Here is a 12,364-nt window from a genome sequence, read left to right on the forward strand (position 1 = left end):
ATAGCGTATACAGGTATGTCGACAGGGATGAATACGGCGCCGGAGCCACTGCGTGAGGTGGTCTACCGGGAACTACGCACCGAACTGGTCAACGGGACCATCGGGTTCGATCAGCGCCTGACGGAACCGAAGCTCTCCACGCGTTTCGGCATTTCTCGCACACCAGTACGGGAAGCGTTGACGATGCTGTGCGCCGATGGACTCCTGCGCCGGGAAGAGTACGGGTTCTCCGCCGTGCGCCCGAGCATCCCGCGGATCCGAGATCTGTACGAACTCCGAATCACTCTGGAACTACAAGGAATTACCCGGGCGATCGCAGATCCGACGATCCGGCACGACCGAACAATCCTCGACGACGAGTTGGTGCGGTGGCGTGCCTTAGCTCTCGATCCGCCGGCTCAGGAACCGGGGTTCGTCGAACTGGACGAGGAATTCCACGTCGCCGTACTGAGGGCGTCGGGAAACAATGAACTGGTCGCGTCGCTGCTGTCGGTGAATTCCCGTATCCGGCACGTTCGGATGTACGACTTCATGGTCAACGGCCGCATCGACACCTCGATCGCGGAGCACATTCGAATCCTCGAAGAACTACGTGCCGGCAATCTGCCCGAGGCCCGCACGCTTTTGCACCAGCACATCGGCGAGTCTCTCGACGTCGTCCTCGACCGGGTGACCCGCGCGATCACCGCGCTCTCACTCGCCACCATCACGGACTGATCGGAGCAGTACACAGCATGACCATCGCAGCAGAAGTTTTCACCCCGACAGCCCGGGTCGAGCAGGCCTTCCAGCGGATCGAGGAAGTAGATCGCCCCGAAGTCTGGATCACGTTGCGCTGCAAGGAAGATGTGCTTGCCGATGCCGCCTCGGCCGAAGCCAGACTCGCCGCGGGCGAGCATCTTCCCCTGGCTGGGCGCCTGGTCGCCGTCAAGGACAACGTCGACGTCGCCGGTCTGCCGACCACAGCGGCGTGCCCCGAATTCGCGTATGCGCCGGACGAAACTGCCAGTGCCGTTGCGCGGTTGATCGAGCACGGGGCTGTTGTTCTGGGGAAGACCAATCTGGACCAGTTCGCCACCGGACTGGTCGGAACGCGCAGTCCGTACGGAGCCGTTCGCTGCGCCTGGGACGAGAAGTTGATCTCGGGCGGTAGTAGCTCCGGATCCGCCGTCGCCGTGGCACTGGGGATTGCGGATATCGGAATCGGCACCGACACTGCCGGTTCGGGCCGGGTGCCGGCAGCGTTCCACGGGATCTACGGACTCAAGCTCTCGCTCGGCGTCATTCCCGTCCACGGAGTAGTGCCCGCCTGCATCGACTACGACGCTTTGACGGTATTTGCCGGCGACCTCGAATCGGCATCCGCGGCAGCGGCAATCATGGTCGGCCACGAACCTCGAGATCCCCGCAGCCGCGTCTGGCCTTCCGACGTTCGTCTCGCGGCGGCGCCGAATCCCCGCGTCGCGGTCCCCCGAATCGAGGATCTCGCTCAACTGAGCCCGTCGTATCTGGCAGCATTTCAGGACACTGTGACAGCTCTGGTGGCAGGCGGCGCCGAGACCGAGACCGTCGACATCTCCGGGCTGCTCGACGCGGCCCGATTGCTCTACGACGGCGCCGTGGTGGCGCAGCGGTACGCCGCTGCCGGCGAGTTCCTCGAAACTCGTCCTGCCGGAGCAGATCCCGCGGTGTCCGACATCGTGCTCGGCGCGAAGCACCCCACCGGATACCAGCTAGTCGACGATCTCGACGCTCTCACCCGCACCAAGGCTGCCGCCCGGGAACTCCTCGCAGGGTTCGACGCCCTACTGCTTCCCACCACCACCGAACATCCGACCATCGCTGCCGTGACCGAGGATCCATTCGGAATCAACCGCCGGATGGGAACTTTCACCAACTTCTGCAACCTGCTCGACATGGCGGCCGTCGCGACGCCCGGACACCGCACTGCCGAAGATCACCCGTTCGGCGTCATGTTCGTCGTACCCGCTTTCGACGACCAGATCGCCATCGACCTCGCCGCACGACTCGGTGATGTGCCTTCACCCACCCTCGTCAATACCGGAATCGACCTCGCAGTATTCGGCGCTCACCTGCGCGGGCAACCCCTCAACACACAGTTGGTCGACCTCGGCGCGCGGTACGTCGAAACCGTCACGACCTCGGATGCCTACCGGCTCTTCGCTCTCGACACGACGCCACCGAAGCCCGGCCTGGTACGCCGTGGCCCTGGACTCGGCGCACCGGTCGTCGGCGAGATCTTCCGGATCTCACCGGCTGGCCTGGGAACGTTTCTCGCCGCCTTGCCCGCGCCGATGGCGCTCACCAGCGTCGAGTTATCGGACGGCAGAACGACAGTCGGTTTCAGCTGCACTCATGACGCCGTAAACGGCGCAGCTGACATCACCGGCTACGGCGGTTGGGCCGCGTACCTCTCTCGCTGACAGTCAGGGCTTGCAGATTCGAGTGACGGCCTCGCGCACCACTTCACGGCGGCGCGCGATCTCGTCGGCGTCGACGTTCTGGTTGTCGGCCACACCGGGGGCCACTACCCAACCGAACACGAGGCCGAACAGCATCGTGATCAGGTCCTGGGGATCCCAGTGCTTCGAGATGAGGCCGTCTTCTTGAGCCTTTCGGATCGTGGCCATTCGCGGAACCCAGCTGGAATGTTCCTCGGCCAGCTTCTTCATCCGTGGTGCCTCACCCTGCAATTGACCCCAGATCATCATCCGTTGAATCTGTGGTTTGGCGAGCATTGCGTCGAACAGTTCGACGGCATGCGCGGGCATGTCTTCACCGGTGAACTCGACGGACTCCATCGCCTGCTCGAAGTCGACGTCGAGCACCGCGTGGAACAACGCGACCTTGTCGCCGAAATAGGCGTAGAGGCGCTCCTTACTGGCGTTTCCGTTCTTCGCAATCCGATCTATGCGCGCACCGGCAAGCCCGTAGGTGCCGAATTCTTCTTGCGCAGCGTCGAGGATTCGCTGTTTCGTCGCGGTCACGTCAGTGGGAGCCATAGTGATGATGGTAACCGAACGAACTATTTCGTTTGACTCACCCGAGAAGGCTGGAATACCTTTTTCCAATGACCACCACGTCCCACGTCGACGGCGGCACTCTGCCACCGATCCCGGCTGTCTCCGAGAATCCGAATCATCAACGTCGCTGGCTGGTGCTCTGCATCGTCGCGTTCGCTCAACTCATGGTGGTGCTCGACGGCACCATCGTCTCCATCGCCCTGCCGGCAGCCCAGGAGGAACTGGGCATCAGCGACCTTGACCGCGCGTGGGTGGTCACGTCGTACGCCTTGGCGTTCGGTGCGCTGCTGCTCCTCGGCGGACGTATCGCAGACTACTGGGGCCGAAAGCGATCCTTCATCGTCGGCATGGCGGGCTTCGCGGTTGCCTCCGGCATCGGCGGCATCGCGCAGAGCGGTATCGAACTGTTCATCGCCCGCGCCGGCCAGGGCGTCTTCGCAGCATTGCTCGCGCCCGCTGCGCTGTCGATGCTCACCACCACCTTCATCGGAGAGAAGGAGCGCGCCAAGGCTTTTGCCGTCTACGGCGCGATCTCCGGCGGTGGCGCTGCCATCGGCCTGCTCCTCGGTGGAGTGCTGACGCAGTACGTCGACTGGCGCTGGTGCCTGCTCGTCAACATCCCGATCGCGCTGATCGCCATCGCTGCAGCCGTCCCGATCGTCAAGGAAACCAAAGCGCACGGCGACACGAGCTACGACCTTCCCGGCGCTGTCCTCATCGCCCTGGGGCTCGGCTCACTGGTCTACGGATTCACACGCGCCGAGCACGGCTGGGGTCAGGCAGACACTTTGCTGTTCATCGCACTGGGCCTGGTCTTCCTCGCCATCTTCGTGGTCGTCGAGAGCCGCAGCAAGAATCCGCTTCTACCGCTGAGCGTTCCGTGGCATCGTGATCGCGGCGCTGCTCTGATCGGCTCAATGCTGGTGGGCGCCGCCCTGCTCGGCGGCACGTTGTACCTGACGTTCTACCTGCAGATCGTGCTCGGATTCAGCCCGGTCATGGCCGGCGTCGGATCGCTGCCGATGGCATTCTTCATCGTGTTGGCGTCGACCATCGCAGCGCAGTTGTCCACCAAGATCGGCCCCAAGCCGCTCATGGTCGCCGGCCCGCTGGTGGCAGCGGTAGGACTGCTCATGCTGACCCAGATCGAGGTGCACAGCTCCTACTGGACGCACGTGTTCCCCGGCCTCGCGATCTTCGGCTTCGGACTGGGCCTGCTGATGGTGCCGATGCAGAACCTCGCACTGATCGGTGTTCCCGACCACGACGCCGGCGCTGCCAGTGCCCTGGTCAACGCCACCCTGCAGATCGGCGGCGCACTCGGAACCGCACTGTTCACCACGATCTACGCTTCGGCAAAGTCGGCCTTCACCGCCGACAACGCGGCGCCGATCCCGCCGGAAGGCATTCCTGTCGACATGTCGAATGCGACCATCCCGACCGGGGACCAATTGGCGCTACTCCCCCAGCCGGTACAGGACTTCGTCGCCTCGATGACGGACTACTTCTTCGGCGCCGAGGTATCCGGATACTCGGCCGCATTCGGTTGGGCGGCAATCCTGTTGGCGATCATCGCACCGGTAGTGCTGGTTCTGGTCCGCGCCAAGAAGGGTGATCTGCCCGCCGAGGGTGCAGTCCACATGGGATAACCCCCTGTGCGCCTTTATTAACCGCCCGCGGTTAATAAAGGCGCACAGCAGGTCAGGCCTTCCTCAACACCTCAGCCACCGGAGTGCTGCTGCGGCCGATCAACTTCTGCAGGTCACCAGACTCAGTGTCCAACGCCCCCTTGGCAATTGCAGCATCGGAATCCGCGAGAACTTCTGCGACCGGGGCAGGCAGGCCGACGCTCTCGAGAATCCCCTTGTATGCGTCCTCGCTCACGAACTGGTACGCGACGGGCTTGCCGGCAAATTCGCCGATCTTCTCGGCCAATTCGGCGTAGGTGAGCCTCTCGTCACCGCCCAACTCGTACACTGCACCTTCATGACCATCGGTGGTCGCGACTACTGCTGCGGCGTCGGCGTAATCCGCACGCGCCGCAGCCGCGATCTTGCCTTCCGCTCCCGCACCGACCAGTGCGCCGCGTTCGATCACACCGGCCAGGTCGTTGGTGAAGTTCTCCCAGTACCAACCGTTGCGCAACAGCGCGAACGGAATACCGCTCCGAGTGAGCACGTCCTCGGTCGCCTTGTGCTCGGCAGCAAGCTTCATCGGCGTGTCCTGAGCATTCAAGATGCTCGTGTAGGCGATGAATCCGACGCCGGCAGCCTTCGCCGCGTCGATGATGTTGGTGTGTTGCGCGAGCCGTGACCCCACTTCACTTCCCGAGATCAGCACCAGCTTGTCGACGCCCGCCAATGCGGTTTCCAACGCCGAGGCATCGGCATAGTCCGCTTGACGTACAACTACTCCGCGGGCGGCGAGGCTTTCCGCCTTCTGTGGATTGCGGACGACTGCGACGATGTCGGACGCGGCGGTTCCCCGCTCGATCAACGACTCGACTACCAGTTGTCCGAGGTTTCCGGTTGCGCCGGTGACTGCAATGCTCATGCGAACTCCCGATCCAGGTTGAAGCGTAAATGCGTTCTGCAACCATCATGCACTTATTTTTCGTAAGTGCAACACGTCGAGTTAGCGCTATGGGATCGTGCAGTAGTAACATGGGTTCATGACCAGCACCGACTCACCTTCACGTGCTGCCCAGACCCCTGATCCGAATGCCGACGTCGTGGACCCAACGCTCGAGGCTGACGTCTTCGCTCGCGGGTGCAACTCTCGGGCGGCATTGCAGAATGCAACCGGACGCTGGGGCGCACTCGCGCTGGCGGCATTGAACGAGGGCCCGTACCGGTTCAGTGCCCTGCGCCGACGCGTCGACGGAGTCAGCGAGCGCATGCTCTCGCAGACCCTGCAAACACTCGAGCGGGATGGCCTCGTGCACCGTGAGGTACTCGAAACCATCCCGCCCAAAGTGGAATACAGCCTGACCGAACTCGGCGCCGACGTCGCCGCAAAGATCACGGCCCTGATCGAACTACTCGAGTCGCAGGTTCCGAAAATCGTTGCGTCACAAGCGTCGTACGACGCTCGGAATCAGCTCAACTTGTCCGAAAGCTGAGCGATGAACTCGTCGAATGCGTAGGGAACGCTCAGCACCGTCGGAGCGGACGTAGCCATCGCGTAGTCCATTCCGACCAGACGAACCAGACGGCCATTCGACACCGAGGTCATGTTCGCGAACGGACCGAAGGACATCAGCTTGTCCAGGTTGGTGCCATCGGCGTCGACGAGAATGAAGACGTCGGCGTCGAGTGTGTCGATGGATTCCATACCCACGGACACCGAACTGTCGCCGGAAGTGCACACTGCGTCGACACCGGGCGAGGTCTTCACCCCGAGCTGGCCGAGAAGACGGATCCGCGGGTCGGTGCCGCAGAAGACGATCAGGCCCTCGTCGGTGCGCATTGCATACGTTGCGGTTTTGCCCTGGAACTGTGGGTGATCAGCGGCTTGCTTCTCGAAGTACGCCCCGGTCTCGTCGATCAGCGTCTGAGCCTGCTCCGGCTGTCCGAGCGCTGCACCGATCATGCTCATCTGCTTGTCCCACGCCGTATCCCACGGCTGGTCGGGGAACGCGACGGTCGGCGCGATGTCACTGAGACGCTTGTACTCGCCCTCGTCGATGCCGGAGTAGACGGCGAGGATCACGTCGGGATCGAGGCCGAGGATCTGCTCGAACGGGATATCGGGATTGGTCGTCATGAGAACGGGCTTGGCACCGTTCAGACGCGAAGCGTCCCAGGGCAGGATGTTGTTCTCGATGCCGTCGCCGGAGAAGCTCTCCATGGCGACCGGAACCTTGTTCAGTGCGATCACCGCATCCTGGCCACTCCATCCGATGGTCACGATGCGCATAGGCTCCGCGTCGATCGTCGTCGAACCGTAGGCGTGGTCGACGGTCACGGGGAACGCCCCCGCCTCGGCGGCACCCGAAGCTTCGGTGTCCGATCCGGAGTCACCTGAGGTTCCACAGGCGGAGAGCGTCAGCGCGACGCAAGCCGCGAGCAGTACGGAACGAGTTTTCATGAGTGGTCCTTCGAAAGCCGGATGGTCGACTCGGGACGCTAATGCGTTGCGCGCCTACACCCCGACTCGAAGGCCTCAGATGGCGGTTTCGCAACACAACTCGACACAAAAGACGAAAACCCCGTGTGCCTTTCCGGTAGTGCGAACTACCGAAAAGGCGCACGGGGCCGAAGGCCCTGCCGTCAGAAGTTGATCATGTGGCCGGCGAGGCCGTGGATCGCTTCCTGCAGTGCCTCACTGAGTGTGGGGTGGGTGTGGACGTTGCGTGCCAACTCGTTGACCGTGAGGTCCCACTTCTGGGCCAAGGTCAGCTCAGGCAGCAGTTCCGAAACGTCCGGTCCGATGAGGTGCCCGCCGAGCAGTTCGCCGTACTTCTTGTCGGCGATCAGCTTGACGAAACCGGTCGGGTCACCGAGACCGTGTGCCTTGCCGTTGGCAGCGAACGGGAAGTTCGCGACCTTGACGTCGTAGCCCTCGGCCTTGGCCTGCTCCTCGGTCAAACCGAACGAGGCGACCTGCGGCTGGCAGAACGTCGCACGCGGCATCATCCGGTAGTCACCGAGTGTCTGCGTCTCCGCGCCGCCGATGGTCTCGGCAGCGACGACAGCCTGAGCTTCTGCGACGTGCGCGAGCTGCAGCTTGGCGGTGACGTCGCCGATGGCGAAGATGTGCGGGACGTTGGTGCGCATGTAGTCGTCGATCGCGATGGCGCCGCGATCGGTCAACGCGACACCGGTGTTCTCGAGACCGAAGCCCTCCACACGCGGTGCGAAGCCGACGGACTGCAGAACCTTGTCGACGACCACGGTCTCGATCTCGCCGGACTTGTTGTCCTTGATCGAGACGGTGACCTTGCTGCCGTCGTCGCTGATGGACTGCACAGCGGCACCGGTCTTGATGGTGACGCCGAGCTTCTTGTACTGCTTGGCGATTTCCTTCGAGACGTCGGCGTCCTCGTTGGGCAGTGCCCGATCGAGGAACTCGACGATCGTGACGTCGACGCCGTAGTTCTTGAGGACGTAACCGAACTCCATGCCGATCGCGCCGGCACCGACGATCAGGATCGAACCCGGAAGGTCACGGGTGAGGATCTGCTCTTCGTAGGTCACGACGTTCTCGCTCAGCGAGGTGCCGGGCAGCAGCTTGGTGTACGAACCCGTCGCGATGATCGCGTTGTCGAACGTGATCGTCTCGGTGCCACCCTTGCTCAGCTCCACGCTGATGGTGTTGGCGTCGACGAACGTGCCCTTGCCGTCGTACTCCGGGATCTTGTTCTTCTTCATCAAGAAGTGAATGCCCTTGACTCGCCCGTCCGCGACCTTGCGGCTGCGATCGAAAGCGGAGCCGAAATCGAAGGACACGTCTCCGGACATGCCGAACGTCTTCGCTTCTTTCGTGAAGATGTGCGCGAGTTCGGCGTTACGGAGAAGCGCCTTGGACGGAATGCAGCCGACATTCAGGCATACACCGCCCCAGTACTTCTGCTCGATGATGGCGGTGCTCAGGCCCAGTTGTGCCGCGCGGATAGCAGCGACGTACCCACCGGGGCCGGCTCCGAGGACAACGACGTCATAGTGTGAGGTCACGATTCACCAGGGTAGTCCTGCATCGTTTCGCTGTCCCCAGATGGTCGCATTACCCGTCGGTAGCCCACACTTCTCGGGCAACTCGGGCGAAATTTCCGCCGTACACGGCCTCGATCGACGGCTCGTCGAAGCCTCGGTCACGCAATACCTGATCAAGTGTCAGCACACCCTCCGGAGGAGTCCACTGCAGTGGCCCCCACGCGGTGTACGCCTCGGAGAACGACGACGGGTTCTGCTCGATCTCTTCGCGGAAGTCGTCGGCGTCGAAGGAGAAGTCGGAGCCGATCCCGACGTGATCGATGCCGACGAGTCCCACAGCCTCTTCGATGTGGTCGGCCATCGCGGACAGCCGAGTCTGGTCGTCATCCGGTCCGTTGACGCCGAGGAATATGCCCACGCCGTTGATCCCGATGACGCCGCCGGTCTCCGCACACGCTCTGGCCTGATCGTCGGTGATGTTGCGCGGATGCTCCCACAACCTTCGGAGGTTCGAGTGGCTGTAGATCATTGCTCGCTGGGTGATAGCTGAGATGTCCAACCCCGTCTGTACCGAACAATGTGAGCCGTCGACCGTCATTCCGACGCGATTCATCTCGGCAACCAGGTCACGGCCGTATCCACTCAACCCCGTGTCCGCCAGGTCCAAGCAGCCGCAGCCCGCAGCGTTCATGTAGTTATACGTCGGCAACATCGAGCGGACTCCGAGGTCGCAGAAGTACGAGACGTTGGCCAGGTCTCCCTCCAGCGGATTCGAGTCCTCCAGGTCGAAGGCCAGGGCAATTCCGCCCGACTCCTGAATCTCGACGACGCCGTCGACGGTGAAGACAGGGGTTATCTCCGGGAACTCGACCCGCGCCTGCCACGCGAAACTCTTGGCGATTGCCGTCGAGTCCGCGCGAGTCTGCGGCGAGTAACCGACGTTCACCGAAACGTAACTCCCCGCTGGGCGCTGATATCGGAGAAGATCTTCGACAGACGCGTTCGACTGCAGAGGTAGGCAACAATGTTGTTCCCATAGTGGATATGTCCGGTTCACTCACTAATCCCGTCGATGATCAGGGAAATTCACCTGAAACTGGTCGTACGTTCAGCAAATCTCTGGTTCACTGGCGGATAACGCACCGATGCGGTAGAACTTACAAGACTCACACGCCCTGTACCTATCGACAGAGCATGTACCCAGCATGAATTCCCGTACGGGAACAGCAACAAAGGACCGTTCACTCCTGGGCGGATTCGAAGGAATTTTAGGTGGAGGTTTCTGAACGTATGCGTGCTCGCACTTTCAAGCGTGGCCGTCTGGTCGCAGCTGTAGCCGCAGTATCCGTGCTGCCGATGCTGATCAGCCCTGCAGTGTCGTCCGCAGGCGGAGATCCGTCGACCACCACGGCAACTGTTGCCAAGGCAAACACAACGGGTTCCAAGCTCTCGAGCCGCACGGACAACGGGCGCATCGCCACCATCAAGGTGTACTCACCTTCCATGGGACGCGACATTCCGCTCGAGGTCATCCTCCCAGCAGACGGCAGCGAACCCCGCCCGACGCTCTACCTGCTCAACGGTGCAGGCGGCGGCGAAGACCGGGCGACGTGGCAGCGTCAGACCGACGTCAACGAGTTCTTCGCTGACAAGAACGTCAACGTCGTCACCCCTCTCGAAGGTGCATTCAGCTACTACACCGACTGGGTGAACGACGACCCGTCCCTCGGCCGTCAGAAGTGGCAGACGTTCCTGACCCAGGAACTCCCGCCCGTCATCGACGCCGAGTTCAACACCAACGGCGTCCAGTCGATCTCCGCGATCTCGATGACCGCGACCTCGGTCCTCAACCTCGCCATCGCAGCTCCGGGCCTCTACAAGGGCGTCGGTGCATACAGCGGATGCGCCGAGACCAGCACACCGGTCGGCCAGTCCTCCATCGAACTGGTTGTGGGCATGCGCGGCGACGCTGACGTGACCAACATGTGGGGCCCCCTCGACGGCCAGGGCTGGATCGACAACGACCCCGTCGTCAACGCCGAGAAGCTCCGCGGCACCGAGCTCTTCATCTCCACCGGCTCCGGACTCCCCGGCCCGCACGACACCCTGAACAACGAGGCGATCAACGGACAGGTCGGCACACTCGCCAACCAGGTGATCGTCGGCGGCGTCATCGAGGCAGCAGTCAACTACTGCACCCACAACCTCGCCTACCGCCTCAACGATCTCAAGATCCCGGCCACCTTCGACTTCAAGCCGACCGGCACCCACTCGTGGGGCTACTGGGAAGACGATCTCCACAACTCCTGGCCGATGCTCGCTCGTTCGATGGGCATCTGACCGAAATCGTTCCGACTCGACCCCGCTCCCTGCACTTCCTGGAGCGGGGTCGAGTGCTTGTCTGGGCCGATTCGGGGGTTAATTCGGGGGTTAATTCCGGGGCCAATTCAATTGTCAGGCAATCGAATCGCGTCACTTTCTGCGCCCGCTCTGCTTTACTGACACATAACAAAAAGTGAACCTGTTCCAGTAAGGGCTCACAGGCACTTCGATCCGTTCCGGATCCGAAGACATTCAGGTGGAGGATCCGAACGTATGCGTGCTCGAATTTTCAAGCGTGGCAGTGTGATCGCAGCTCTCGCAGTGGCCACGGTGCTGCCGATGCTGATCAGTCCGGCGACAGCTTCTGCGGGCGGTGACACGTCCGGATCGCACGTCGTGAGCAACACCAAGACCGGCGACCGCAAGGTCACCATCTCGGTCTTCTCCCCGGCGATGGATCGCAACATCCCGCTCGAGGTCATCCTCCCAGCAGATGGCAGCGAACCCCGCCCGACGCTCTACCTGCTCAACGGTGCAGGCGGCGGCGAAGACTCGGCGACCTGGCAACGCAAGACCGACGTCATGAACTTCTTCCAGGACAAGAACGTCAACGTCGTCACTCCACTCGAAGGCGCATTCAGCTACTACACCGACTGGGTGAACGACGATCCGGTTCTCGGTCGCCAGAAGTGGCAGACGTTCCTGACCAAGGAACTCCCGCCCGTCATCGACGCCGAGTTCAACACCAACAAGGTCCAGTCCATCTCCGCGATCTCCATGACCGCCACGTCGGTCCTCAACCTCGCCATCGCGGCTCCCGGCCTCTACAAGGGTGTCGGCGCGTACAGCGGATGTGCCGAGACCAGCACTCCCGTCGGTCAGAGTGCGATCGAACTTGTCACAGGTACCCGCGGCGGAGCTGACATCACCAACATGTGGGGCCCCCTCGACGGTCAGGGCTGGAAGGACAACGATCCGGTCCTCAACGCCGAGAAGCTCCGCGGCACCGAGCTCTACGTCTCCACCGGCTCCGGCCTCCCCGGCCCACACGACACTCTCGCCAATCCCGCGATCAACGGTCAGGTCGGTGCGCTCGCCAACCAGGCGATCGTCGGCGGCATCATCGAGGCAGCGGTCAACTACTGCACCCACAACCTCGCCTACCGCCTGAGCGACCTGAAGATCCCGGCCACCTTCGACTTCAAGCCGACCGGCACCCACTCGTGGGGCTACTGGCAAGACGATCTCCACAACTCCTGGCCGATGCTCGCTCACTCCCTGGGCGTCTGACCCGATTCGTTCTCACTCGACCCCGCTCCAGTGTTTCGGGAGCGGGGTCGAGTG

At 62.5% G+C, this 12,364-nt stretch carries 11 protein-coding genes; 6 read left to right on the plus strand and 5 right to left on the minus strand.

Annotated elements, in window-relative coordinates; genetic code table 11:
• Window positions 1-15: 15 nt before the first annotated feature.
• Together ABX74_RS23570 and atzF are read left to right on the plus strand one after the other, a co-directional pair.
• Entirely contained in the window at window positions 16-717 is a 702-nt protein-coding gene (locus ABX74_RS23570) for a GntR family transcriptional regulator (RefSeq protein WP_024487732.1), read from the plus strand.
• Between the two features lie 17 nt (window positions 718-734).
• Window positions 735-2,444 (plus strand): allophanate hydrolase, encoded by a 1,710-nt coding sequence (atzF, locus tag ABX74_RS23575; protein ID WP_047889792.1) that lies wholly within the window; start codon window positions 735-737, stop codon window positions 2,442-2,444.
• Between the two features lie 3 nt (window positions 2,445-2,447).
• Here atzF and ABX74_RS23580 read toward each other — a convergent pair whose 3' ends face one another.
• The gene (locus tag ABX74_RS23580) at window positions 2,448-3,023 is read right to left on the minus strand and encodes a TetR family transcriptional regulator (protein ID WP_019744460.1); all 576 of its coding nucleotides are present in this window, start codon (window positions 3,021-3,023) and stop codon (window positions 2,448-2,450) included.
• A 68-nt stretch (window positions 3,024-3,091) separates the two neighbouring features.
• Between ABX74_RS23580 and ABX74_RS23585 the strand changes: the two genes are divergently transcribed.
• Window positions 3,092-4,693: an MFS transporter gene (locus tag ABX74_RS23585; RefSeq protein WP_003941517.1), complete on the plus strand. Its 1,602-nt coding sequence runs from the start codon at window positions 3,092-3,094 to the stop codon at window positions 4,691-4,693.
• A 52-nt stretch (window positions 4,694-4,745) separates the two neighbouring features.
• Here the strand turns inward: ABX74_RS23585 and ABX74_RS23590 are convergent, their stop codons facing one another.
• A complete protein-coding gene (locus tag ABX74_RS23590; protein ID WP_047889793.1) occupies window positions 4,746-5,597 on the minus strand; it encodes an SDR family oxidoreductase in 852 nt (283 codons plus the stop codon).
• 118 nt (window positions 5,598-5,715) lie between these two features.
• On the opposite strand from ABX74_RS23590, the gene ABX74_RS23595 reads away from it, so the two are divergent.
• A complete protein-coding gene (locus ABX74_RS23595) occupies window positions 5,716-6,165 on the plus strand; it encodes a winged helix-turn-helix transcriptional regulator (protein ID WP_007735410.1) in 450 nt (149 codons plus the stop codon).
• On the opposite strand, the gene ABX74_RS23600 is transcribed toward ABX74_RS23595, so the two are convergent.
• The 3 genes from ABX74_RS23600 to ABX74_RS23610 all read right to left on the minus strand — a co-directional run bounded on the left by ABX74_RS23600 (window position 6,141) and on the right by ABX74_RS23610 (window position 9,755).
• A complete protein-coding gene (locus tag ABX74_RS23600; protein WP_019744462.1) occupies window positions 6,141-7,133 on the minus strand; it encodes an iron-siderophore ABC transporter substrate-binding protein in 993 nt (330 codons plus the stop codon). The genes ABX74_RS23595 and ABX74_RS23600 overlap by 25 nt on opposite strands.
• Before the next feature lie 182 nt (window positions 7,134-7,315).
• Window positions 7,316-8,719 carry a dihydrolipoyl dehydrogenase gene (lpdA, locus tag ABX74_RS23605; RefSeq protein WP_003941477.1) on the minus strand — a complete coding sequence of 468 codons (1,404 nt, stop codon included), beginning with the start codon at window positions 8,717-8,719 and terminating at the stop codon, window positions 7,316-7,318.
• 49 nt (window positions 8,720-8,768) lie between these two features.
• Entirely contained in the window at window positions 8,769-9,755 is a 987-nt protein-coding gene (locus ABX74_RS23610; protein ID WP_047889794.1) for a dipeptidase, read from the minus strand.
• A 233-nt stretch (window positions 9,756-9,988) separates the two neighbouring features.
• Between ABX74_RS23610 and ABX74_RS23615 the strand changes: the two genes are divergently transcribed.
• Both ABX74_RS23615 and ABX74_RS23620 read left to right on the plus strand, forming a co-directional pair.
• Window positions 9,989-11,038: an alpha/beta hydrolase gene (locus tag ABX74_RS23615; protein ID WP_021343370.1), complete on the plus strand. Its 1,050-nt coding sequence runs from the start codon at window positions 9,989-9,991 to the stop codon at window positions 11,036-11,038.
• 255 nt (window positions 11,039-11,293) lie between these two features.
• Complete coding sequence (locus tag ABX74_RS23620) at window positions 11,294-12,310, plus strand: alpha/beta hydrolase (protein WP_019744465.1); 1,017 nt, start codon at window positions 11,294-11,296, stop codon at window positions 12,308-12,310.
• Window positions 12,311-12,364 lie beyond the last annotated feature (54 nt).

The organism is Rhodococcus sp. ARP2 (assembly GCF_001029585.1).
Taxonomy (GTDB): domain Bacteria; phylum Actinomycetota; class Actinomycetes; order Mycobacteriales; family Mycobacteriaceae; genus Rhodococcus_F; species Rhodococcus_F erythropolis.